General features: G+C 34.1%; 22 protein-coding genes. 9 read left to right on the top strand and 13 right to left on the bottom strand.

Features of this window, described 5'->3' with window-relative positions:
- Window positions 1-143 precede the first annotated feature (143 nt).
- From C1S72_RS04035 to C1S72_RS04010, 6 genes are all read right to left on the bottom strand, one after another.
- The gene (locus C1S72_RS04035) at window positions 144-563 is read right to left on the bottom strand and encodes a hypothetical protein (protein ID WP_104734372.1); all 420 of its coding nucleotides are present in this window, start codon (window positions 561-563) and stop codon (window positions 144-146) included.
- A gap of 187 nt (window positions 564-750) precedes the next feature.
- Window positions 751-1767, bottom strand: a complete 1017-nt coding sequence (locus C1S72_RS04030) for a hypothetical protein (protein WP_162919923.1) — start codon at window positions 1765-1767, stop codon at window positions 751-753.
- Window positions 1768-2030: 263 nt separating this feature from the next.
- Entirely contained in the window at window positions 2031-2606 is a 576-nt protein-coding gene (locus tag C1S72_RS04025) for a helix-turn-helix domain-containing protein (protein WP_104734370.1), read from the bottom strand.
- Window positions 2599-3084, bottom strand: a complete 486-nt coding sequence (locus C1S72_RS04020) for a hypothetical protein (RefSeq protein WP_104734369.1) — start codon at window positions 3082-3084, stop codon at window positions 2599-2601. Before C1S72_RS04020 ends, C1S72_RS04025 begins: the two co-directional genes overlap by 8 nt.
- Window positions 3085-3420: 336 nt before the next feature.
- A complete protein-coding gene (locus tag C1S72_RS04015) occupies window positions 3421-4464 on the bottom strand; it encodes a hypothetical protein (RefSeq protein ID WP_104734368.1) in 1044 nt (347 codons plus the stop codon).
- A gap of 216 nt (window positions 4465-4680) precedes the next feature.
- On the bottom strand, window positions 4681-5037 hold the full coding sequence (locus C1S72_RS04010; RefSeq protein WP_104734367.1) for a DUF6616 family protein: 357 nt from the start codon (window positions 5035-5037) through the stop codon (window positions 4681-4683).
- A 572-nt stretch (window positions 5038-5609) separates the two neighbouring features.
- Between C1S72_RS04010 and C1S72_RS04005 the strand changes: the two genes are divergently transcribed.
- The 5 genes from C1S72_RS04005 (at window position 5610) to C1S72_RS03985 (ending at window position 12601) form a co-directional block, all read left to right on the top strand.
- Window positions 5610-7250 (top strand): CTP synthase, encoded by a 1641-nt coding sequence (locus C1S72_RS04005; RefSeq protein WP_104734366.1) that lies wholly within the window; start codon window positions 5610-5612, stop codon window positions 7248-7250.
- A 61-nt stretch (window positions 7251-7311) separates the two neighbouring features.
- The gene (gene yidC / locus C1S72_RS04000; protein WP_104735784.1) at window positions 7312-9210 is read left to right on the top strand and encodes a membrane protein insertase YidC; all 1899 of its coding nucleotides are present in this window, start codon (window positions 7312-7314) and stop codon (window positions 9208-9210) included.
- 72 nt (window positions 9211-9282) lie between these two features.
- On the top strand, window positions 9283-9999 hold the full coding sequence (locus tag C1S72_RS03995; RefSeq protein ID WP_230401576.1) for a toxin-antitoxin system YwqK family antitoxin: 717 nt from the start codon (window positions 9283-9285) through the stop codon (window positions 9997-9999).
- A gap of 339 nt (window positions 10000-10338) precedes the next feature.
- Window positions 10339-11535: a tRNA 2-thiouridine(34) synthase MnmA gene (mnmA, locus tag C1S72_RS03990; protein WP_104734365.1), complete on the top strand. Its 1197-nt coding sequence runs from the start codon at window positions 10339-10341 to the stop codon at window positions 11533-11535.
- 124 nt (window positions 11536-11659) lie between these two features.
- A complete protein-coding gene (locus tag C1S72_RS03985; protein ID WP_104734364.1) occupies window positions 11660-12601 on the top strand; it encodes an NAD(P)H-dependent flavin oxidoreductase in 942 nt (313 codons plus the stop codon).
- A 15-nt stretch (window positions 12602-12616) separates the two neighbouring features.
- Here C1S72_RS03985 and C1S72_RS03980 read toward each other — a convergent pair whose 3' ends face one another.
- Both C1S72_RS03980 and C1S72_RS03975 read right to left on the bottom strand, forming a co-directional pair.
- Complete coding sequence (locus tag C1S72_RS03980; protein WP_104734363.1) at window positions 12617-14992, bottom strand: outer membrane beta-barrel family protein; 2376 nt, start codon at window positions 14990-14992, stop codon at window positions 12617-12619.
- Between the two features lie 67 nt (window positions 14993-15059).
- Window positions 15060-15986 carry a TolB family protein gene (locus C1S72_RS03975; protein WP_104734362.1) on the bottom strand — a complete coding sequence of 309 codons (927 nt, stop codon included), beginning with the start codon at window positions 15984-15986 and terminating at the stop codon, window positions 15060-15062.
- 112 nt (window positions 15987-16098) lie between these two features.
- Between C1S72_RS03975 and C1S72_RS03970 the strand changes: the two genes are divergently transcribed.
- Genes C1S72_RS03970 through C1S72_RS03960 form a run of 3 tightly spaced genes read left to right on the top strand, consistent with a single transcriptional unit; the run spans window position 16099 to window position 18276 of the window.
- Window positions 16099-17484 (top strand): MATE family efflux transporter, encoded by a 1386-nt coding sequence (locus tag C1S72_RS03970; RefSeq protein WP_104734361.1) that lies wholly within the window; start codon window positions 16099-16101, stop codon window positions 17482-17484.
- Entirely contained in the window at window positions 17471-17698 is a 228-nt protein-coding gene (locus C1S72_RS03965) for a hypothetical protein (RefSeq protein WP_104735782.1), read from the top strand. Before C1S72_RS03970 ends, C1S72_RS03965 begins: the two co-directional genes overlap by 14 nt.
- Before the next feature lie 2 nt (window positions 17699-17700).
- Window positions 17701-18276 (top strand): phosphatase PAP2 family protein, encoded by a 576-nt coding sequence (locus C1S72_RS03960; protein WP_104734360.1) that lies wholly within the window; start codon window positions 17701-17703, stop codon window positions 18274-18276.
- On the opposite strand, the gene C1S72_RS03955 is transcribed toward C1S72_RS03960, so the two are convergent.
- From C1S72_RS03955 to C1S72_RS03945, 3 genes are read right to left on the bottom strand one after another with little or no spacing between them, the layout of a single operon-like run.
- A complete protein-coding gene (locus C1S72_RS03955) occupies window positions 18273-19904 on the bottom strand; it encodes an ArnT family glycosyltransferase (RefSeq protein ID WP_104734359.1) in 1632 nt (543 codons plus the stop codon). The two genes, C1S72_RS03960 and C1S72_RS03955, sit on opposite strands and share 4 nt — an antisense overlap.
- Window positions 19885-20517: a lipid-A-disaccharide synthase N-terminal domain-containing protein gene (locus C1S72_RS03950; RefSeq protein WP_104734358.1), complete on the bottom strand. Its 633-nt coding sequence runs from the start codon at window positions 20515-20517 to the stop codon at window positions 19885-19887. Before C1S72_RS03950 ends, C1S72_RS03955 begins: the two co-directional genes overlap by 20 nt.
- On the bottom strand, window positions 20514-21230 hold the full coding sequence (locus C1S72_RS03945) for a glycosyltransferase family 2 protein (RefSeq protein ID WP_104734357.1): 717 nt from the start codon (window positions 21228-21230) through the stop codon (window positions 20514-20516). Before C1S72_RS03945 ends, C1S72_RS03950 begins: the two co-directional genes overlap by 4 nt.
- A 91-nt stretch (window positions 21231-21321) precedes the next feature.
- Here C1S72_RS03945 and C1S72_RS03940 point away from each other — a divergent pair, with 91 nt between their 5' ends.
- On the top strand, window positions 21322-22263 hold the full coding sequence (locus C1S72_RS03940; RefSeq protein WP_104734356.1) for an NAD-dependent epimerase/dehydratase family protein: 942 nt from the start codon (window positions 21322-21324) through the stop codon (window positions 22261-22263).
- Here C1S72_RS03940 and meaB read toward each other — a convergent pair.
- Both meaB and C1S72_RS03930 read right to left on the bottom strand, forming a co-directional pair.
- On the bottom strand, window positions 22258-23346 hold the full coding sequence (meaB, locus tag C1S72_RS03935) for a methylmalonyl Co-A mutase-associated GTPase MeaB (RefSeq protein WP_104734355.1): 1089 nt from the start codon (window positions 23344-23346) through the stop codon (window positions 22258-22260). The two genes, C1S72_RS03940 and meaB, sit on opposite strands and share 6 nt — an antisense overlap.
- Window positions 23339-23905, bottom strand: coding sequence for a DUF2911 domain-containing protein (locus C1S72_RS03930; protein WP_104734354.1), 567 nt, complete (start codon window positions 23903-23905; stop codon window positions 23339-23341). Before C1S72_RS03930 ends, meaB begins: the two co-directional genes overlap by 8 nt.
- Window positions 23906-24042: the final 137 nt, after the last annotated feature.

Here is a 24042-nt window from a genome sequence, read left to right as displayed (position 1 = left end):
AGTTTCAAATGTTGGGTAACGTGTTTGTGTATGGATAGTTGCGGGTTTGCGTGCGAGGAATTTCCGAAGGAAATTCAGATGTAGCAAATACGCAACTACCTTTATTTAAGCCTAAAATAGCAATTATTTATACACGGTGTTACCTACAGTTTTTTATTCCGTTTAAAATCAGTTGTTATTCCGCTTAATATTTTGGGATTAGCTTTTAATAATTCAGCACATTCAGTTATATAAATTTCAACAAAGTCTCGTCCATTTTCCGTCATCATTTTCAATCCGCCAGTTTCATCGAGATTATGAATCCAATAAAAATTCGTTGGATATATTTGGTGATTAAATTCAATCGGTTCCGAATGATTTGTAATTCCGATAATTGGTGCGCTTGAGTCAAATTTAAAAATCAGAGTTGAGAATTCTATATCAGCTTTTTGAGTTGTTATATAATATTCATCTTTAATCCACTTTTTCTTGAATTTCGGAAATCCGAATTCAGATTGCAGGAAAGAGAAATTAGTCAAAATCTCTTTTTCTGATACTTTCCAAGTCGGTTTAAGAATGTCCATTTTTTAAATTGTAGGTAACGGTTTTGTGTATGGCTCGTTGCGGAAAATCAGTTATGATTTTCCGCCGTAACCCAAAGATAGCGAATAAGCGTTGAATTCCGATTAGGAATTCAGCCGCAATGAGCTATACACGTTGTTGGCATTAGTGCAAACTGTTGTTCTTTTACTAAATACCAATTTGTTGAGATTAATTTTGAACAACATAAATATCCCCAAGGAAGCTATCTGAATAACTTGTTGGGTTATTCAGTGTCACAATAGGTAAATTATTAGCAAATACTATTTGTGGACCATTGTCTAAATTACGTTCAATTGAGTAAAGAGTGTTATCAATTACAAAAAAATCATCAACAATGAATTCTGCTGGCGTTTGATAGTATAAATTATTGTTTTTTAGAATTTTTTCAAGGAAACTACCACCACTGTAAAGCGCCAAAGTATAAATATCATCATTATCAACGACTAAACGATTAACAAAGAAAGGTGTGATTGTTTCGACGCCAGTGTTAATGTTATAATAGAACCCATCTGAAGAGGATAATATTTGCCCAAAGATATATACTTCGCTGTTCTTTGTTGCCATTCTAACTGCTCCGTAATTTTGACTTATTGGATAAAAAATGTTGTTTATAAAAATTTCATATTCATTATTTGCATTTTTTAAATAGACATACACATCATCATTGCTTACTATTAGGGAAGGACTATTACCATCATAAGTGGTGTTTTGAATAATGGTGGTTTTGACACCATTTTTCCAATATACCATATCAATTTGAGAAGGATTAGAGATGTTTCTTAAATATCCTACAAAATAAACATCATCATTATAGACGTAAAAATCGGAAATCAGAAAAAGTTCAAAATCTGAATCGCTGTAAGCAACATTTAAATCGGTCACTATTCCGTTTGTCCAAAGCAAGTTAGAGAAGGTAGATTGTTGTTGTGGGCCATCATAACCTCCTCCGAAAGTGTAAATATTATTGTTTACAAAAATTTTGCTGGCATAAGTACTGCTCAAGCCGTTGTTGTCCAGCAAAACCAATTCATCGTTTTTATAGTAACAAGCGTTTCCGTTCATACTACCCGACACATAAACATCTATTGAATTTTGATTTTCAGAATTATCAATATTATCATCGCTATCACAGCTTATAAAAAGTAACATTAATACAATTGACAGAAAGGGAATTATTTTTTTCATAATTTATTTCATCTTTTATATTAGTAAGATGCTTAATCAGCTTAAAGGTTGCGTGTACTATACATATTTAAACAAATAATTTACAAATTCACTTTTTGGCAAATTGTCACTTTTCAGCATTAATGCCAACGTGATTGTGTATGATTTCGTTGCGTGTTTAAGCACTAAATTTAGCAAATAAAACACAGATAGAAAGTCCTCACGGACTTTCGTAAGTAGGGTATTACCAGCAATGAATTATACACCTTGTTGTACGCTGGATTTTATCTTAAAAATTTAAATTTGGGATTGTAAATTATATCATTTCCATTACTAATTCTTAATGTATTTAGTAATATGAAAATTAAATTGATGATGTACATAACCCCAATAATAAGGAATATCCTTCTTAAAGTAAAACTTTCTAATATTCCAATTTTTGAAAAGAGAAACCATAAAAAAGGAATAAAAAATAGAAGTAATGTCCAGGTTATCTCAAAATTGATTAGATCTTTTCCTAATTTATTGATGCTTTTGATTTTTCCTTTTCGTGATGTCCATAGTATGAATGGTATTAAAATTCCAAGTAGAGGAAAGAATAGAAAAGTTAGGGCTGAAAGATTTAGAAACGTCAAATATCTTTTGTCTTCTTTAATAGACCAATCAATTAATTCATCAGGATTTACATTCAATGCATTTGATAATCGTTTGAGAGATTCACCAGTTGGATTTGTCTCTCCATTTTCAATTCGTTGAATAGTTCTCAAACTCAGTCCTGATTCATTAGAAAGAAACTCTTGAGACATCCCTTTTTGTTTTCTTAATTCTTTTATTCTTAGTCCTAAGAGATTCTTATTCATCTTCTAAAGTATTAGTTTTTTGTATCTCATTTTTTCTATTACTCATAAATGCAATTGTTATTGAGCCTAATATAAATCCAGGTATGATTTGTACCAGAGATCCATAACCTATATGATTTAATAGAGCTTGTCCAAAATTATTAAAATATAATCCATAATGTGTGCCTATTTCCCAATTAGTGTCAATCCACCAAAACAACGCAACTGGAAACCTTGAAATTGGTGAATAAATTATCAAACTCAACAATAGTAAAAGATAGGCATGTTTTGTATTATATAACTTTGTTCCCCAATAAATTGCAAATGCTAATGTTAGCCAAAGCAATCCAATAATAAAAATAGCACTATTAGGTAATCCAATTAGTTCAAGTAAGAAGCGAATTGGTGTTAAAATAAATGCAATTATTATTGGAATTTTGGCGAGTTGAAAAGCTCGATAAACTGTTGATTTTTGATTGATGTCTAATTCTGTTTCCATTAATATAACTATGATTAAATGTTTGAAACAAAAGTAAAACAGTAGTGTGGACATTGATGTCGTCATGTTTATGACATTATTACGTCATCTATGTTTAATATGAGAAGAATCAATAAAACAGAATTTATTTTCAAGCTTGCGTACAACGGTTTTGTGTATGATTAGTGGCGTGTTTAAGCAACTAATTTAGCAAATACAAACCGAATAGACACGAACGAAGTGAACTGTGCGTAGCAAAAATCCGCGAGACACGAGCACGTAGTGCGAACTGTGCGTAGCAAATTTTCAGAAGTAGGCGAGAACAAGCAATTGCTTATAGCCAATGTTGTGCTTTCGTTATTTGATTTTATTGTGCACTGTTGTAAGTGTGTCATTATCTCTAATTCTATTAATGGTAAGTGCGTTAACAATGCCACCTTCATTACGCACAAATTCTATATAAGCATCACTTGGATTTGTTACTGGTACGAATTTGTTATTTGCTTTTACTAACTTAAAGTTGTCACCGTCAAAAAGATAGTAATCATTTGCTCTTAATGTAATGTTACTACCTTTATTATTACCATAAACTCCCACATATTCCTCTAATTCCTCTTGTGTAGGAAAATAAAATTGTTCCATGCTATCTGGAAAAGGATGGTTGTAATTAAACTGATTATAGATTCTGCTATAGGCAATTGAAATTTGCATTTTTAGTGCAATCAAATGTCTTTTTAAATGGTCAGCTATCTTTTGATGTCGCTTAACATCATTAAGGTATAATGGATCACTCATCATATAAGCTACTTTTTGTGAAAAGTGTGTACTGTCCGCGTTCGAGTACCATTCATATTTGTTTTGGTATTTATCTTCAATTTCATCAATAAATTTTTTCAATTCTAAAGCCACTTCATTTACCACAGGTACTTCCTTACTATAAACATCTTGTAGTAAATTAACTATTGGAATATAATCTTCAGGAATATTTTCAATATTAGCCATTAAGCGATCATAGGCTTGTCTTTGAAATTGAAAAGGTTCAAATTCATAAGTTAAATGATATGCAATGCTTCCTCCAAACTGTGGATTTGTATTTTTATAATCGGCTGGCGTTATGGTTTTATTTAATATCAAGTTACCAATCGAATCTTTGATGTTAAACCCATAGATATATGTGTTGATAGGATGTGATATATCATTTTTCAGATTTGTAAATACACTTTTTAAGATATTTTCAATATTGTTTCGATTGGTTTTTTCTTGACTTTTTAAATTAATTTGAAGAGCGATTAGAATTCCTATAACTACTAGGATAATTTCTCCTAATGCATATTTGAAGTACTTTCCTGTTTTACCTTCCGAAAGTAAGTTCTGTCTAATTTTTCTAAAGAATTTTATCATTGGGTAGATATTTCTCTAAAGTTAGAATAAATATTTAATTCCGTGCGAGTGAGGGAAAATGAAGTACAACGGTCTTGTATATGGCTCGTTGCGGAAAATGTCCAATGGACTTTTCCGCCGTAAACGAAAGATAATTAATAAGATTGAATTTCCGATTAGGAATTCAGCCGCAATGAGCTATACACGGTGTTGGGTTTAGTTTATTTTTTTTCAGCTCTAAATGTTGATCATATTTTCATTTAGGACAGGTGGGGGAATTAATTTTCCGCTAAAGTTAATTTGGTCGAAATAGTCAAGAAATCCAGCTTCTTTGGCAGCTTTTTCCAATTCATCTGAAAATTCCTTATTCGGCAATTTCCACACAGCCATAAATTGATAATCCATTCGCTCATTTCCAGTATTATCATTAATTGCACAGCCCAGTATTTCAGCACCTTTTCCAATCATTCCCATTAATAATGGATTTATTTTTTCTTCAAAATATTTTGTTCTTTGCTCAGAAGTTAGGTTAGTCCAAGAAGGCCGTGCATTCCATATTTCTGTTAAAATGTAACCTGTGTTTGAATCATTCATAGTATTTATTTTATTGATTAGTTAGTTATTAACAATTAAACACAACGTATGTATAACACTACTAGTAGTGTTATATGTATTATATATATACCAAAAAAATGTGCTTTTGCACCCAAATAAGGCATATATGTTTACTAGTGAGTTTATACCGCTACCCAAATCTAATCATTTTTACCCACTTAAACCATACGTACTTGTACGTAGATTTTAGGGGTAAATTTTGGTCAATTTTCCTTAAGGTCTTCGTCAGGTTTTATTCAGGTCTCCTTAAGGTCTCCTTAAGGTCTCCTTCAGGTCTCCTTCAGGTCAAGCCGTGAAAATTCCTACAAAAAACACATTTTAAAGCGTTTTCCCTTGGTGCTCCTTGCGGTCTCCTTCGGGTTTACTTCGGGTCTCCTTCGGGTTTCCTTCGGGTCAGCTATCGAAAATTCTTACAATTTCAAAGCCAATCCCGTTTCCAACCCATAAAAACCCTCAAAATCAAGCCTAAAAAAAATCACGTTTTTAACCCGCATCACATGCCTAAATACCTAATTTAATTTTGTAAATTTGCCTGCGTTTAACAACGCAACATGACAACGACTACTAAATACATCTTTGTAACTGGGGGCGTAACCTCCTCATTAGGAAAAGGCATTATTGCTGCCTCTCTGGCCAAACTCCTGCAAGCTCAAGGATACCGCACCACCATTCAAAAACTGGACCCCTACATCAATGTAGACCCAGGAACCCTAAACCCTTACGAGCATGGCGAATGCTACGTCACCGATGATGGTGCCGAAACAGACCTGGACCTTGGTCACTACGAACGTTTTTTAAACGTGCCTACAAGCCAAGCTAATAACGTAACCACAGGACGCATATACCAAAGCGTTATTGAAAAAGAGCGTCGTGGTGAGTTTCTCGGGAAAACCGTACAAGTTATTCCACACATCACAGATGAAATTAAAGAACGCGTACAAATACTAGGTAAGTCTGGTGAGTTCGATATCGTCATTACCGAAATAGGTGGAACCGTAGGTGATATTGAGTCACTACCATACATTGAAGCCGTACGTCAGTTAAAATGGGATTTAGGAGAACACAATGCCATAGTCATTCACCTAACCTTAATACCATACCTATCAGCAGCTGGCGAACTTAAAACAAAACCAACCCAACACAGTGTAAAAACCTTAATGGAAAGCGGTGTACAGGCCGATGTGTTAGTTTGCCGTACAGAACATGAGCTGCCAGAAGACTTACGTAGCAAGTTAGCGCTTTTCTGTAATGTACGTGAAGAAGCCGTTATACAATCTATTGATGCATCAACCATTTACGATGTGCCAAACCTCATGTTAAAACAAGGTTTAGATAAAGTAGTCCTTAAAAAATTAGGACTAGAAAGTGCCACACCAGACCTCACGCAGTGGAATCAGTTTTTAAAGCGCCATAAAAATCCCGTAACCGAAGTAACCATTGGACTAATCGGGAAGTATGTTGAGCTACAAGATTCCTACAAATCTATATTAGAAGCCTTCATTCATGCCGGTGCAGAAAATGAAGTAAAAGTAAACGTAGAACCCATTCATTCAGAATATTTAAACGAAGATAATATTGCCGTCAAGCTATCACACCTCAATGGTATTTTAGTAGCTCCAGGTTTTGGAGAGCGAGGTATAGAAGGTAAAATAGATGCGGTAAAGTATGTGCGTGAAAACAATATGCCTTTCTTTGGTATCTGTTTAGGCATGCAAATGGCAGTAATTGAATATGCCAGAAATGTATTAAACCTAAAAGATGCCAACTCAACCGAAATGGAAGCCAAAGCAGCCAATCCGGTTATAGATTTAATGGCATCACAAAAAGATATTACAGACAAAGGCGGGACTATGAGACTAGGAGCGTGGTCATGCGATTTAAAACCAAATAGTATTGTACACAAAGTCTATCAGGCCAATACCATTATGGAGCGTCACAGACATCGCTACGAATTCAATAATAAATACAAATCAGATATTGAGCAAGCAGGTATGATTGCAACTGGAATTAATCCAGATACACAATTAGTTGAAATTATTGAAATACCAGAGCATCCGTGGTTTGTAGGCGTACAGTATCACCCAGAATATAAAAGTACCGTTTCCAGTCCACATCCGTTATTTGTGGCATTCGTCAAGGCAGCTTTAAAACATAAAAACAAGCAAAAAGGTGTCAGTATGGCACAAAAATAATATTGGAAAGCTTTTTGTAAACCCAACGTAGCTCCAAAACCAATTGGAGAAATATAGAAATATGGAAGAAAAGAAATTTGATTTAAATTCGATTATTGGATTCGTTCTTATTTTCGGAATATTAGTGTACATGATGTATACTAATCAACCAACTCCTGAAGAACTGGCTGAACAAGAAAAAGCCAAACAAGAGCAAGTAGAAGCAGAAAAGAAAGCAGCAGAACAAAAAGACACTAAAGTCACCACCACCGAAGACTATTCGGCTGCAGCCGTTCAAGACTCGGCTCAAATGGTGGCTCTAAATAATAAATTAGGAGCCTTTGCTTATTCCGCATCATTACCATCAGCCAAGGCCAATGAAACATTAGTTGAAACAGATCTGTTGGCTATAAAGTTCAGTAATAAGGGTGGTTATATTTCTGAAATTAAACTAAAAGAGTTTGTAGATTATAACGAAGCTCCAATCTATATCATCCAAGATGGTAACGCGCAATTTAATATCAATTTTGGCACAACAGATAGCCGCATTCTAAACACTCAAGATCTATATTTTGAGCCTACTATAACCAAAAATGGAGACAACACGGTCGTTTCCATGAAATTAAAGGTGTCTCCTCAACAATATTTAGAATATCGTTATGAGTTGAAGCCTGACGATTATATGATGGACTTCACCATACGCTCGCAAGGCTTAAGTGATGTTTTCAATAGCTCACAAGAGGTTAACTTAAACTGGGACTTAAAAGCCATACGTCATGCCAAGAGTATTTCGTATGAAAACAGATACACCGAAGTGGTTTTTGAATACGAAGGTGGTAAAGACGATTATCTCGGGCAACAAGAACTAACAGATGATACCGCATCAGATGTGACGTATGTGGCATACAAACAACATTTTTTCACCTCAATCCTTCTAGCCGATTCGCCTTTTAAAACCGCTAGTCTGGAATCTAGAAACTTGGTTCAAGACGAAGAAATTGATACCGTTTATACCAAAGCATTTGCCACAAAAATGCCTCTGGAATTGCAAGGTGGCGAAATTAAAAAGAGCATGAATTGGTATTATGGTCCTAGCGATTATAAAATACTAAATGGTTATGACAGAAACCTGGACGAAGTCGTTCCATTAGGATGGGGAATCTTTGGTTGGATAAACCGTTATGTATTTATTCCGTTGTTTGGTTTTTTAAGTGGCTTCTTGCCATATGGTATTGCTATTATAGTCATGACTATTTTAGTACGTATAGTTATGTCGCCAGTAACCTATAAGTCTTATGTGTCTCAAGCAAAAATGAAGGTGTTAAAACCTGAAATCACAGAGATTAGTGAGAAGTACAAAGACAACCCAATGAAAAAACAACAGGAAACCATGGCGTTGTATAGCAAAGCTGGTGCCAGTCCAATGGCTGGTTGTTTACCTGCATTAATGCAGCTTCCGGTTTTCTATGCACTGTTTCAGTTTTTTCCATCAGCATTTGATTTAAGACAAAAAAGTTTCCTTTGGGCCGAAGATTTATCATCATATGATACCATTGCCAAACTACCGTTCAATATTCCGTTTTATGGTGACCACGTGAGTTTGTTTCCAATTTTGGCATCATTGGCCATATTCTTTTACATGCGCATGACCACTGGACAACAAATGGCCTCACAGCCAACGCAAGAAGGCATGCCTGATATGGGTAAAATGATGAAGTATATGATTTACTTTTCACCAATCATGATGTTGTTTTTCTTTAATAATTATGCATCTGGATTAAGTTTGTATTACTTTGTTTCTAACCTTATTACCATTGGAATTATGTTAGTAATTAAAAACTACATCATTGATGAAGATAAGATTCATGCTAGGATTCAAGAAAATAAAAAGAAACCTAAAAAGCAGAATAAGTTTCAAAAGAAAATGGCAGAAATGATGGAGCAGGCAGAGCAGCAAAAAAAGAATCAACAACGAAAATAAAAAATAAGCTGCCAGTTTTGGCAGCTTTTTTGTTATAACAAATCTTGAATAAATTCGTTACACAAGTATAAAATGAAAATAGATTATATGAAACAGTTTGTGTTATGCGTAATGGTTTTACTATCCGGAACCTTAATGAGTCAATCTTTGAATCAGTTTGATAGCGATGGTAATCGTCATGGTAAGTGGAAAAAAAACTTTGAAGGGACACAAGTCGTTAGATATGAAGGTGAATTTTCACATGGTAAAGAAATTGGTCTTTTTAAGTTTTATAAAAATGTCAAAGGAAAACCTGTTTTAACTGCTACCAGACAGTTCCATGAGAACGATGATTTGGCAGAAGTGAAATTTTACACCTCCGAAGGTCAGGTAATAAGTGAAGGATTAATGCGAGGGCGTACATATATTGGTCCTTGGAAATATTACCATAACAAGAGCAAACAACTCATGACTCTAGAGCATTATAATTCCAGAGGTATGTTGGAAGGAGAGCGTTTTGTTTATTACCCAAATGGTCAAATAGCTGAACAGTCAATGTACAAAGACAATAAGTTACATGGAAAGGCTCTGTGGTACACAGAAGAGGGTGTGTTGATTAAGGAGTATATTTATAATATGGGTGAACTGCATGGACAAGCTAAATTTTATGATAAGTCAGGAACCATGGTAGCTGAAGGTGTTTATAGAAATGATAAAAAACATGGTATTTGGAAATACTATGAAGATGGCAAATTAAGTGAGGAAAAAGATTTTACGGTAAGAAGTAAAAATCCTTACAAAAAGAAATAGAACCTGAAACAGTATAAATACAAAAGCTCCTTAAAGACTTAAGGAGCTTTGTTTATTTAGGTATATACATTTTAATATTGTAAGCTATTAATCAATCAAAATGGAGAGTTACCTAAACATAAGTGATGACAATATAGATATTAATGTTCTTAATTCAAAATGGTTTAAAGTTAAACTTCTAAATAATCATTTAAATATTTGAATATTAGTTGTTTATATTAAAATCAAAATATAACAAGGCAGTCATTTTGATTGAGTATTTAGTAAATTTGAGAAGTATTAAGAACCAGTTAAATAGAATTAAATATTCAGGTATTTCCGTATATTTGCACCCTAATTATGAAAAAGCAAAAACGAGTTATAGTAGGCCTTTCTGGAGGTGTAGATTCTAGCGTAGCCGCATATCTTTTAAAAGAACAAGGGTATGAGGTTATAGGGCTATTTATGAAGAATTGGCACGATGATTCCGTAACTATTTCTGATGAATGTCCTTGGCTAGACGATAGTAACGATGCCATGTTAGTAGCCGATAAATTGAGTATTCCTTTTCAAACTGTAGATTTAAGTGAACAGTACAAAGAGCGTATTGTAGACTATATGTTTAAAGAATACGAAAGCGGGAGAACTCCAAATCCTGATGTGCTTTGTAATCGCGAAATCAAGTTTGATGTCTTTATGAAAATCGCCCTTGATCTTGGTGCAGATTATGTAGCAACGGGGCATTATTGTAGAAAAGGCGTCATTGAAAAAAATGGCGATTCCATTTATCAATTGCTATCAGGAGTTGATACCAATAAGGATCAGTCGTATTTTTTATGTCAGTTGTCACAACAACAATTAGCAAAAGCACTGTTCCCAATTGGCGAGTTGACAAAACCTGAAGTTCGGGAAATAGCTGCTAAATTAGACTTGGTCACGGCAGATAAAAAAGATTCACAAGGACTTTGTTTTATTGGAAAAGTTAGGCTGCCTGATTTCTTACAGCAACAACTTAAGCCAAAAGAGGGCGTCATTGTTGAGGTACCTGAAACGAATGTCAATTATAATGAGCAGATCAATAATTTCGATTCTAAAGTAAAGGAATTGGAGTTTAAATCTCGAAAATTAAAGTATGCTATGACTGATGGCAAAGTTGTAGGCAAGCATCAAGGTGCACATTTCTATACTAAAGGTCAGCGCAAAGGACTAGCGGTAGGAGGTACGGTCGAGCCATTATTTGTAATAGATACGGACGTGAAAGAAAATGTTATTTATACCGGTCAAGGAAAATCACATCCTGGATTGTATAAATCAGCCCTATTTATTTCAAATAACGAACTACATTGGATACGTGAAGATTTGGCTTTACAAGCCGGTGAAACAATGTCTGTTCAAGCACGAATACGATACAGACAGCCCTTGCAACAAGCCATATTGCATAAAGTGGAAAGTGGTCTTTATGTAGAATTTAATGAGCCGCAATCGGCTATAACTGAAGGGCAATTTGCTGCCTGGTACCAAGACGACGAACTAATTGGTTCGGGTGTCATTTCTTAAATTTTGTCATTCCTGCGAAGGCAGGAATCTAAATTCATTTTCTTACTTTTGAACATGTCAATTCGAGCGTGGTCATTAAGGCAACTCGAAGTGTAGTCGAGAAAACTTCCATAAAATCAATAATATGCAAAATAGAATTACCGAACTCTTCAATATACAATATCCAATCATTCAAGCTGGTATGATATGGAATTCAGGCTGGCGCTTGGCTTCGGCAGCTAGTAATGCAGGTGCTTTGGGTTTGATAGGGGCAGGAAGCATGTATCCCGATGTGTTGCGGGAACATATTCAAAAATGTAAGCAAGCAACTGATAAGCCTTTTGGTGTGAATGTGCCCATGCTGTATCCAAATATTCAGGAAATCATGGATATTATTGTTGAAGAAGATGTGAAAATTGTCTTCACGTCTGCCGGTAATCCAAAAACATGGACCACATGGTTACAAGAAAAGGGTATTATAGTTGTGCATGTTGTTAGTAGTGTGAAGTTTGCTTTAAAAGCACAAGAAGCCGGTGTTAATGCAGTTGTGGCTGAAGGTTTTGAAGCTGGTGGGCATAATGGTCGTGATGAAACAACAACATTGACTTTAATACCTATGGTAAAAGAACATTTAGAAATTCCTTTAATAGCAGCTGGAGGAATAGCGACAGGACAAGCTATGTTGGCAGCTATGGTATTGGGAGCCGATGCTGTTCAGGTTGGAAGTCGATTTGTGGCAAGCCAAGAGAGTTCAGCGCATCAAGCATTTAAGCAAGTGGTTGTAAATGCCAAAGAAGGCGATACCCAATTGACATTAAAAGAATTAGCTCCAGTTAGATTGGTCAAAAATAAATTCTTTAATGAGGTTCAAGAATTGTATAAAACGGCTCCTTCAATTGAGCAATTAAAAGAGTTATTAGGAAGAGCACGAGCAAAAAGGGGAATGTTTGAAGGTGATTTAGACGATGGTGAATTAGAAATTGGTCAAATAGCTGGATTAATTCACGACATTAAACCAGCAGCTCAAATTATAGAAGACATGATGTTGGAATTTGAGATGGCCAAGCAATACGTCAATAAGCTCTGAAAAATTATATAGGCATCAACGTCTTCTGCCAGAATAAGTCATAGCTTCACCTTTACCAAAGCCATAACTGATACCAAAAGTAACAAAGCGTCCGCGCAAACTGTAGTTATAAGTTTCAAAAGTCGGTTGTGTTACAAAACGTTCATCAATTCGAGAGGCAAAAAGATCTCTTATACCTAAATTTGCTACAATTTTTCCTTTAAATATTTTTTTACGAAGTCCTAAATCCAGAAAAGCGTAACCACTTTGTTCACCTTGTACGGTTTCAAATCCCGATTGATAATTTCCTGTTAATTCTAAATCAATATCTGCTGGAAACCCTATTTTAGAACCCAATCGGGTTGACCACTGATTACCGGTAAAATCAAAAATTTGGTCTTCAAAAGTTCCCTTTCGGTCAAAATAATTGAAGTTAAAATCGCCAGTTAAAGTCAACCATTTTGTGGGACTATATTTTCCGTTGGTTTCAAAACCAATAGTGGCGTTTGTTCCAATATTTTCAGGCCGTGTTATCACGACGTTATCTTCAGAATACGAAACACGCTCAACAACATCTGTTGTGTATCTATGGTATAGACTGGAACTTAACGAGGCTTTACCAATTTTGTATATACTGGTTAACTCATAAGAATCTGTGAATTCTGGCTGTAGGTTTGGATTACCTACTCTTACATTAAAATTGTTCCTAATGTTAAAAAACGGATTTAGGTCCCATAATCGTGGTCTAAAAATACGTCTGGAATAACCGGCTTGAAGCGAAAAACCTTCACTCACTTTATACGAGGTATGAAACGAAGGGAACAAATTGGTGAAGTTTTGCGCATTGGCTTCATTGGTATTAGTGAGTAACGTGTTGAGGTCTGTATTTTCAATACGCAGACCTAGTTTTAAACCCCAAGTGTCATTTTCATAAGCACCTGTAGCATAAACACCTAATACTTTTTGATTCCATTCAAAATTATTAGTTAAGTTTTCATTGATGACATAAGAACCATTTATTAAATCTTCAACTTCAAAATCGTTACCTACGTCATTTATAACATATTGTAAACCGGTTTCTATGGTGAATAGTTCATTAATTGGATTTACGTAATCTGCTTTAAACGTATAATCGGCTTGTTGAAATTCGGTAGCGGTACGCTGATTGCTATTTTGGTCTTCGCCTTCAATAGTTGTGTCTGTAAATAGTGACGATTGGTCTTTCCCAAAAAAGCTTCCCAAAGCACTTAACTGAAACGAATGGTCTTCATTGTTCTGAAAGGTTTTTTTCCAGTTAAATTCGTATTGCCATTTCGGGTTTGTGGCTTCGGTAGTCTCTTCACGCACCCAGCGGGAAATTAAATTATTACCCTCAAAAAAACTAAAATTAGTTTCAGAGGGCTGGTCTTCAATTTCATAGGCAAAATTCCCGGATAGTGTAAATACATTGTATTCATTTAAATGATAATCGGTCCCTAGTGTGATATTGAAAAAGGTTTCATTTCTAAATTCTTCTCCATTGCTAAATACTGTTTCATCATTAATAAGATTATAGTTAATGGCTTCATTGTCTCTTGGCAAGGAGCGATATCCTGCACCAAATTGTGTGAATAGGTTGAATTTTTCAGTCCTACGATTGATACTGCCACCAATACTGTGATTGTCAGGTATTCCGGTATTGGCAGATATAGAACCATTCCAGCCTTGCTTTTCTTCCTTTTTTAAAATGATATTGAGTATTCCAGAAGTACCCGAAGCTTCATATTTCGCTGATGGATTAGTAATAACTTCAATGCTTTCAATCATGTCGGCTGTTATAGTGCCTAGTGCATTCCCTGATTGATCAGCCAATATAGACGGTTTACCATTTATTAAAATTTGTACACCACCACTGCCACGCAGACTAACTTCGCCTTCAATACTTACATTAACCGAAGGTACATTGTTTAAAACCTCAAGGGCACTAACACCAGTACTGCTTATGTCTTTTCCAACATTAAAAACACGTTTATCTAATTTAAAAACTGTTTTTGAAACTTCACCAGTTAACACCACTTCATCAAGCGCTTGACTATCTGGAGCCAATGTTATTGTCCCTAAATTCGCAGTGCCATCTGCAACCGAAAATGTAGAAATGGTTTTGGTTTCGTAACCCATAAAACTAATTTCAAAATACACGTCTTTATTAGGGATTGTAGTTTCGAATTTACCAAAGTCATCTGTTGTAGTTCCTGATATAATGGACTTTGAGGATGCGTTATAAATTGCAATGGTAGCATAGGGCATGGGTTGATTACTTTCTTCTTCAACCAATGAACCCATAACCACAATTTCTTGGTTCTGTGCAAAACTAAAACTACAGTTTAGGATCAATAAAATGTTGAAAAGCGTATAATGGAAATATGTATTCATATAGCTGGAACAGGTAAAAACAATAATAAATAGGTGATATTAAATAAATAAACAGACCATGCTGTTTTTATTCGGCAAAAGTAACTGTTTTTATTTTAAATAATCGGCTAGAACCGTTATTAGCTTTATGGAATTCCTTCATTAACGTTTCTAAATTTAAAGGTTGTTTGTGATCAACTTTAGTGTGGTCGCGTTTGCTGGTAAAGTAAAGTATATGATCTTTTACAAATGGACAATAATCCATTTTATCTGAATTAATATTAGGGCCTAAATTTTCGGCTTGCTCCCATCCATTTTTGGTTAGTCTACTGATGTAAATATCACCACTTCCCAATCCATCTTTTCTGTTGTAGCCGCCAAAAAGTAAATACGATTCATCTGGTGCAATAAAAGCATTGTACTCATAACTTTCTGTATTAATGGTTTCAGGTAAAGCTTCCGGTTCTTGATATGTGCCATTTAATAATTTACTGACGTAAATATCATCCTTTCGGTTTTTAGTCGTATCGTCTCTCGTAAAATAAAAATTACCATTATTTGCTATTGAAGGGTAGAACTCACCATGTTCAGTATTTATGGGACTTCCCAAATTTTTTGGTGTAGACCAAGGCGCTCTGAGATTTGCACGTTCAACATACCAAATATCAAAATCTTTGGGTTGTGTTTCGTTTTGATTAAGTGGTCGAGTGGAAACAAAATAAAGTTTTAAACCATCATGCGAAAAGAATGGCTCTAAATCAAAATGCATTCCTGAAAATGACGCTACTTGAGGCTTGTTCCAAATATTATTTTCTTTTGTTACCGATATTATAACAGATAAGTTTCCCATGACACTTTGAGCCGTAAACATCATTTCATTACCATTTGGAGAAATAGCAATATCACGAACATTTGGAAATTTAGAAGTTATATCAGATGCAAACGGTATAGGCATTTCTTGAGAATTGCCAAATAAACAAAACAAACAGAAAATAGAGAAATAAATATGTTTCATAGTAGAACTTTTTAAACAAGATAATAATTACTGATAATCACCTGTCTTAAGACTTTGTTAATCTGTAAAATTTTACGGTATAAAACCAAAAGTAATGCACTACTTTTGCCTCATGGTTTTGAGCAACTATACCAAAGAGTTTAAATATAATTGGCAATTAGCTTCACCAGTCATGCTCGGCATGCTAGGTCATACCTTTGTGAGTTTTGTTGATAATATTATGGTAGGTCAATTAGGTACAGCTGAATTGGCAGCCGTATCCCTTGGTAATAGTTTTATGTTTATAGCTATGTCATTGGGTATTGGTTTTTCAACAGCCATTACACCTTTGGTTGCGGAAGCAGATGCAGAAAATAATTTTGCGTCTGGAAAATCAGCATTTAAACATGGCTTGTTTCTCTGTACTATTTTAGGAATTCTATTATTTCTAATGGTGTTTTTTGCAAAGCCGTTAATGTACCTCATGAAACAACCTGATGAAGTTGTGAAACTGGCCATTCCATATTTAGATTTAGTAGCTTTTTCATTAATTCCTTTGGTAGTTTTTCAGGCTTTTAAGCAGTTTAGTGATGGCTTATCGATGACGCGCTACCCTATGTATGCAACCTTGATTGCCAATATTGTTAATGTGGTATTAAACTATGTTTTGATTTTTGGAAAACTAGGTTTCCCGCAATTAGGAATCGTTGGTGCTGCCTATGGTACTTTAATTTCAAGGTTTGTAATGGTCGCCTTTTTATGGTGGCTTTTAAAAGGTCATGAGAAGTCTAAAGCCTTTGTAACACATATTAAATTCTTTGTATTGCATTCAAGCATGATTAAAAAACTAATGAATTTAGGATCTCCAAGTGCCATGCAAATGTTTTTTGAGGTAGCTATTTTCACTGCAGCCATTTGGTTAAGTGGTTTACTGGGTAAGAATGCTCAAGCGGCTAATCAAATTGCTTTAAACTTATCTTCTATGACGTTTATGGTGGCAATGGGTTTAAGTGTCGCATCTATGATTAGGGTTGGTAATCAAAAGGGATTACAAAATTATTTTGAATTAAGGCGTATTGCGTTTTCACTGTTTTTAATGGGAACCTTATTTGCTATTTTATTCGGATTATTGTTTTTTGCATTTCATAATGAATTACCAAAATTATATTTGGATCAAAACGATTTATTGAATGCTGTTGATAATACTGAAGTAATGGCTATAGCCTCTAAATTGTTAATTGCTGCCGCAATATTTCAAATAAGTGATAGTATTCAAGTTGTTGTATTAGGAGCACTACGTGGTTTACAAGATGTGAAAATACCAACAATAATTACGTTTATTTCGTATTGGATTATTGGGTTTCCAATCAGTATTTATTTTGGGAAAGCTGATAGTTTGGGTAGTTTTGGAATCTGGCTTGGATTGTTAGCTGGTTTGACTACTGCTGCTATTTTATTGTATATTAGATTTAATTATTTAACTAAAAAGTTAATTGATGCAAAACATGGAACTTCCTAAATTTATTTTAGGCGATAATACCGATTATCCAGACGCTATTTATGTGATACATACCGAATTTCCAAGATTTATTATTAATCTTGAAAATGATGAAGTGGAATGGCTTGAAGATTTCGATCAACACGATCAACGTGAACTGGAAACAGAAGCTGAAAATTTAATTGAACAAGCCAATAAATTCTACGATAAGGAAGTAGAACGCTACGAAGAATAGTTATGCTAGAACAATTAGTACAATTAGATACAGATCTTTTTTTATATCTCAATAATTTAGGAACAACTACTTGGGATGGATTCTGGATGTTTTATACCACTAAATTTTACTGGATTCCATTGTATGCCATTTTGTTGTTTTTGATATACAAAATGCCAAATCCTAAAATATTTATTTTAACCGTTATCATCATTGCTTTAATGATAACCTTTACTGACCAAATTGCTAATTTGTTTAAAAAGGTATTGGTACTTCGTTTGAGACCCTGTCATGAACCAGCTTTAGAAGGGTTGTTTAGATTAGTGAAACCATATTGTGGTGGTCAGTTTGGATATTTTTCAGGGCATTCATCAAACTCTATGGCAGTTGCTATATTTGCTGGGTTTATGTTGCGTTACAGATTTAAATATTTACTATATATCTTAATTGTATGGGCAATTGGTATGGGATTTAGCCGTATTTATATTGGTGTGCATTATCCACTTGATGTTTTGAGTGGATGGATATTTGGAGGGCTTTCAGGCTATGCGTTTTATCGTTTGGATAAATACCTTCAAAACCGATTTAGTATGCGTTAATGTTGTTTTGTGAGAATGTAGTAATTAGCTTGTAAGCGCTCTTTGTACTGCCTTGAATTTGAACTAACTTGGTTTAAATCAAAAGTCTCTTGTTCTTCTATTTGATATAAGGATTGTATATATTCTGCATCTTCAGGACTAATACCAATAGCTAATAAACCAAATGTATCTTCTTTTGGGAATTCAATAGAGCCATCTTTTAATTTTATTGGAGGAATCTTATCACCATATTGCCAAATCACTTCTGGCGCTATATAATTAAACTGATATAAGTTCAAGTCACTTTGTTGTTTTAATTCTGAAATAGGTTTGTAAGTATCACTTATTAGAGCATTTTTAAGTGGTAATGCAGTAATAAGTAAAGTTGCAAATAAACCAAAGGTTAAGTAAAAGACATTTAACAGTTCTTTTTTTCTTAAATTCTTAAAAATTAAAATCCCAATTCCAAAAAGGATTAATCCAGAAATTATAAAATACAAAAAGTAGCCTTCCATAGAATCTTTCAAAAGCCAACCAACTATAAATGCATAGATGATTCCAATTAGACCAATCAAACCAAAATTAAAATACACAGGGAGTGTTTCGCGTTTGTCCTGTAGAGTTTTAAATTCTGTAATTAGATAATTTATGTAAAAGCTGATATTAATGGATAGCGGAATTAAAACAGGCATCAAGTAGCGTGATTTTTTTTCTGGAATTAGGGACAATAATATAACCGCTAGTAATGTCCATAGTAAACTGAACTGATAAGCCTTTAGGTTTTTAACTCTACTTTTTAAATAAGGATATAATAAGCTAATAAATGCAGGAATGGTCCATATACCACTTTGCGTAAAGAAACTCCAATAATAATAAAATGGTCTCACGTTGTAACTGCTCCAATTTCCCGTTTCTTTTTCTGTAATAGCAGCAAAGGTTTCAGGATCATAGGCCCGAACATACAGATACCACCAACCTCCAATTAAAATACCAATTACTAAAATACTAACAATAGCAATAAGTTTTTTGGGTAAAGGTTTATACTTAAAAGTAAAACCATACGCTAACAAAAATGGTAAGAGTAAAGCATATAATGAAACAGGACCTTTACTTAAAAATGAACATCCTATAAATAAGCTTGCTAAAAACGCATATTTCACATGGAATTTCTTTTGCTCTAAAAATTGAAATAGAAAGTAAATTGTAACACACATAAAACCATGAGTAAAAATATCCCAAGGTGCTTCAATAATAATTCCTATGATGTAAAATGATGAACCAGCTATCAGAGCATTTCTAAATGCAAAAGTGTTATTTTGGGTTAGCCCTCGTGAAATTTTAAATACAAAAACAACTAGTAAAATCACAAATAGAGCAGCAGGAAGACGCATAGCGAATACGCTTTTTACACCAAAAAATGCTGCTGAAATAGCTGTAAGCCAGGTTGGTAATGGTGGTTTTTCGTATCGTGCTTCTCCATTCATAGTCGTTAAAAGCCAATTGTTATCCGTTAGCATCTCACGAGCTGTAATAAAATTACGAGCCTCCATAATTGTCACATCTAGCACTTCCAAATTAGGAAGTAAAATTAGGAGGAATATTAGGCAGAGCGTTAAAACAGGATACGAATCAACTAGTTTCTTTAGCATATCTGTAAATTAAAAAAAGATTTCTAACATAAATGGTAGCACCTAAAATATGACCGATAAATAAAACAGGATCTTTTCTGAAAAAGGCATAGGTTAAAATTAGCATTGAACCTATCAAACTTAATGACCAAAAGCCCATAGGTAGAGAGGACTCTTTTTGTTTTTCGGAATACAACCATTGATAGACAAAACGCAATGTAAACACAATTTGCGAAATAACTCCTAAAATTAATAGCCACAAAGGTATGGCATCATTTCTAAATAATTTTTCTACATCAATACTGTTATTATTAAAATAATAAATAATAATAAAAGAAGGCACTAATAAAATAAACCATTGCAACCATTTTGGCATTTGCTCCCATTTGTTTTGTAGCTGAAGATTTCTAATATAGATGAAATAGGTAAGGCCTTGACCGAGCATTATGGCGAAATCATCCCGTAAATAGCCATAAACAAATAATAAAAATGATGCAATTAGACTTAAAGTCCAGAAAATAGTTGGTGTAATGACGCGACCTTGCTTTTCAGAATAAATCCATTGAATGATGAGTCGTGAGGAAAATAATATTTGAGCCAGAAACCCAATGCTATATATTATCCAATTACTCATTCGCTCTTTTTTGCAACGGAATAGTTAATATATTTTTTTTTCATCCATAAATAGGCAAAGCAATCCATTAAGGGCCCAATTAGCCTATTCCAAACACCAAATTTAGCCTGACCAGCAACACGCGGAAAATGCTGTACGGGAACTTGAATGATTTTCCCATTTTGTAATAATATCATAGCAGGTAAAAACCTATGTAAACCTTTGAACATAGGAATGCGTTTAGCATAATCTGTTTTTATGACTTTTAGAGGGCAACCTGTATCATCCATACCATCTTTTGTAAAGGCTCTGCGAATACCATTGGCAATAGTTGATGACATATTCTTTACAAACGAATCTTTTCTATTCGCTCTAACCCCAGTTACCAAATCGTATTCACCAATGTGCTCTAACAATAAATTAAAATCTTCAGGTGCTGTTTGTAAGTCAGAATCAATATAACCAACTAATTCAGTATTAGTATAATCAAAACCAGCTTTTATGGCAGCACTCAAGCCTCTGTTTTCAGCAAAACTGATAAAAGTGAAATTATCATGTCTGTTAGAAATGTCTTCAATAAGGTCTTGACTGGCATCTTTTGACCCATCATTCACAAAAAGAATTTTAGTTTTCTTTTTGGCTATTTCGCTATATTTAAGGAGTTCTTTTTCAACGCGAAGGAGGTTGTCTTCTTCATTATATACAGGTACAATAACAGTAAATTCGTAATCCATATTTAATGGGTTGGTTTTACAAATGTATTCTTTTTTATAGAATTCTAATCTTACAGAAAAAAAATGTTTCTTTGTACAAGATATTAGATTTATGAAAATATTAGTTACAGGTGCTGTTGGTTTTATAGGTTCTCATACTGCTGAACGATTGAAACATTTAGGGCATGATGTGGTAGGTCTTGATAATTTTTCTCCTTATTACAGTGAATCATTAAAGAAATTAAATGAACGTGATTTAGAAAAAATTGGTATTCAAGTTATAAAAAAAGATTTACGAGATACTGACCTTAAGGAGAGTTTGCCTTCAGATATTGAATACATATTCCATTTCGCAGCACAGCCAGGAATATCGTCGTCTTCAAGTTTTGAAGATTATTTTTCCAATAACATTATTGCCACTAAAAATTTAATAGACTATGCTTTAAAACTGCCAAATTTAAAGCTTTTTGTTAATATTGGTACATCATCAATTTATGGATTGGAAGCGACATTTCCAGAGGATATAGCGCCTAAGCCAGCTTCGCATTATGGCGTTACAAAATTGGCTGCTGAACAATTGGTTCTTCAAAAATCTAGAGAAAAACAATTAAAGGCATGCTCATTACGTTTGTATTCGGTTTTTGGACCTCGTGAACGTCCTGAAAAGATGTACACAAAATTAATTGCTTGTGGTTTTAACCAAGAAGAATTTCCGCTTTTTGATGGAAGTGCCAAGCATCTACGTAGTTTTACTTATGTTGATGACATTGTAGATGGTGTGGTGAGTGTTATCGGTAAGGAAAATTTGGTTGATGGTGAAGTTATTAATTTAGGTACTGAAATAGAACATACTACCCAAGATGGTATTGATGCTGTTGAAAAAGTCATGGATATGATTATTAAAATAAACCATGTTGAAGCTAGAGCAGGTGATCAGTGGCGAACAAAAGCCAATATAGATAAAGCGAGAAAGTTGTTGAATTATAATCCGGAAACTACATTGCTGGAAGGAGTGGAAAAGCAGGTCTCTTGGTATAAAGAAAACTTTCTATAATTCCTTTTTTAAGTTCAGCAAGTAGTTTGCTGCTGCAAAAGGTGTTGTTTGGTTTTTTTCAATTAAAAGTAACTGCTCTTTTAATGCTTTTTTTATAACAGTATTTTCAAAAAAGTCGGTATGTAGTTTATCTTTGATACTTTGCAATAGCCAGAATTTATTTTGATCTTGACGCCTTTTGGAAAAATAATTATTTGCTTTAGTTAGAGTTAGGTAATCAGAAATAGCATTCCAAATACTGTCAATTCCATCATTTTTTAAGGCACTACATAATAATACTTTTGGCTGCCATTCAGATTCCTTTTTAGGGTAAAGATGGAGTGCTCTATTAAATTCCACTTTAGCTAATTTAGAAGCTTTTAAATTGGAGCCATCTGCTTTGTTTATTGCGATTAGATCTGCCATTTCAATAATACCACGTTTAATACCTTGTAACTCATCACCAGCACCTGCCAATTTTAAGAGTAAAAAGAAATCAACCATGTCATTCACCGCAGTTTCGCTTTGACCAACACCAACGGTTTCAATAATAATGGTGTCAAAACCTGCTGCTTCACATAATATGATGGTTTCACGAGTTTTTCTAGCTACACCTCCCAACGTGTCGCCAGAAGGGGATGGTCTGATAAAAACATTGTTGTCTTTTACCAAATCTTCCATACGGGTTTTGTCACCTAGAATGCTTCCTTTAGAAATGGAACTACTTGGGTCAATAGCCAAAACCGCAATTTTATTGCCTTTTTGAGAAAGATATTTTCCAAAACTCTCAATGAATGTGCTTTTTCCAACACCAGGAACTCCTGTTATCCCTACGCGAATTGACTTATTGGCATAAGGGAGGCACGCTTTAATTATGTCACTGGCCGTTTTATAATGGCTTGGATTTTTACTCTCAATAAGTGTAATAGCACGACTTAAAGATGAAATATTTCCTTTTAAAATTTCTTGTACTAATTCATCAACAGACGGCTGTTTTTTCCGTTTTAATTTTAATTTGTCTAAAGCAGCTTCGTTGGTGATTTCTGAATCAGAAACACCATGTTGCTCACTTAAAGCAGAAATATGTGGTTTTTTTTTAGTCAAAAGTTTCTATAGGTACCTCAATTTTGGTTTTGTCCCATGCCATTGTTAATGCAATAACGTCTAACGTGTTATCAAATCCTATGGTAAACTGTTCAACAGTTTTATTAATATGTTGCACAGGTACAGCCAAACTAATAATATCAAATTCAGGTTCGCGCATAGGTTTCATTTCTTTATCTACTCCCCAAGCATATTGTTTTGTGTTAAACATAATTTGCCATGTGGAATCATTAGGAATGGTCCATAACGTGTATTTTCCTGCGGGAAGTGAATCGTTATTTATTTTTAAGGGCTTGTTTGTTTTAAACGTAGTCGCCTCATTGGCACCTGTTCGCCATACTTCTTTATACGGAACTAAACCACCAAAAATTTCCCTGCCACGTTTTGATGGTCTATTATAAACCACATCAAGCTGTAAGTCATTTTCTACTAGTGTCACAGTATCAATCGGACTTTTGCGAGGGACTAATAAGCTATCATCTATAAAATATGAGTAACAAAAAAGACCAATAGCAACGATTAATAAAAAACCAAAAAACCATTTAAATAGTTTATTCATTGATGTTTGAGATTAATTAAGATAAAGATAATTCAATTCTAAATGCTACTAAAATAGTAAGCAATATATTTTTATTATAGAAAAATAAATATCTTTTTGCAACATTCATATTTTTATGTCGTCTTTAAGATGAACTA

This window comes from Hanstruepera ponticola (genome assembly GCF_002940745.1).
GTDB lineage: Bacteria > Bacteroidota > Bacteroidia > Flavobacteriales > Flavobacteriaceae > Hanstruepera > Hanstruepera ponticola.
This window is presented reverse-complemented; position numbering and strand designations above follow the sequence as displayed.

Coding starts and splice junctions, on each gene's coding strand:
- yidC (WP_104735784.1), top strand. CDS start 7,312: ATGGAAGAAAAGAAATTTGATTTAAATTCGATTATTGGATTCGTTCTT.
- C1S72_RS03965 (WP_104735782.1), top strand. CDS start 17,471: ATGGAACTTCCTAAATTTATTTTAGGCGATAATACCGATTATCCAGAC.
- C1S72_RS04030 (WP_162919923.1), bottom strand. CDS start 1,767: ATGAAAAAAATAATTCCCTTTCTGTCAATTGTATTAATGTTACTTTTT.
- C1S72_RS03945 (WP_104734357.1), bottom strand. CDS start 21,230: ATGGATTACGAATTTACTGTTATTGTACCTGTATATAATGAAGAAGAC.
- C1S72_RS03950 (WP_104734358.1), bottom strand. CDS start 20,517: ATGAGTAATTGGATAATATATAGCATTGGGTTTCTGGCTCAAATATTA.
- C1S72_RS04025 (WP_104734370.1), bottom strand. CDS start 2,606: ATGAATAAGAATCTCTTAGGACTAAGAATAAAAGAATTAAGAAAACAA.
- mnmA (WP_104734365.1), top strand. CDS start 10,339: ATGAAAAAGCAAAAACGAGTTATAGTAGGCCTTTCTGGAGGTGTAGAT.
- C1S72_RS04020 (WP_104734369.1), bottom strand. CDS start 3,084: ATGGAAACAGAATTAGACATCAATCAAAAATCAACAGTTTATCGAGCT.
- C1S72_RS03995 (WP_230401576.1), top strand. CDS start 9,283: ATGAAAATAGATTATATGAAACAGTTTGTGTTATGCGTAATGGTTTTA.
- C1S72_RS03955 (WP_104734359.1), bottom strand. CDS start 19,904: ATGCTAAAGAAACTAGTTGATTCGTATCCTGTTTTAACGCTCTGCCTA.
- C1S72_RS03985 (WP_104734364.1), top strand. CDS start 11,660: ATGCAAAATAGAATTACCGAACTCTTCAATATACAATATCCAATCATT.
- C1S72_RS04015 (WP_104734368.1), bottom strand. CDS start 4,464: ATGATAAAATTCTTTAGAAAAATTAGACAGAACTTACTTTCGGAAGGT.
- C1S72_RS04005 (WP_104734366.1), top strand. CDS start 5,610: ATGACAACGACTACTAAATACATCTTTGTAACTGGGGGCGTAACCTCC.
- C1S72_RS03970 (WP_104734361.1), top strand. CDS start 16,099: ATGGTTTTGAGCAACTATACCAAAGAGTTTAAATATAATTGGCAATTA.
- C1S72_RS04035 (WP_104734372.1), bottom strand. CDS start 563: ATGGACATTCTTAAACCGACTTGGAAAGTATCAGAAAAAGAGATTTTG.
- C1S72_RS03975 (WP_104734362.1), bottom strand. CDS start 15,986: ATGAAACATATTTATTTCTCTATTTTCTGTTTGTTTTGTTTATTTGGC.
- C1S72_RS03930 (WP_104734354.1), bottom strand. CDS start 23,905: ATGAATAAACTATTTAAATGGTTTTTTGGTTTTTTATTAATCGTTGCT.
- C1S72_RS03960 (WP_104734360.1), top strand. CDS start 17,701: ATGCTAGAACAATTAGTACAATTAGATACAGATCTTTTTTTATATCTC.
- C1S72_RS03980 (WP_104734363.1), bottom strand. CDS start 14,992: ATGAATACATATTTCCATTATACGCTTTTCAACATTTTATTGATCCTA.
- C1S72_RS04010 (WP_104734367.1), bottom strand. CDS start 5,037: ATGAATGATTCAAACACAGGTTACATTTTAACAGAAATATGGAATGCA.
- C1S72_RS03940 (WP_104734356.1), top strand. CDS start 21,322: ATGAAAATATTAGTTACAGGTGCTGTTGGTTTTATAGGTTCTCATACT.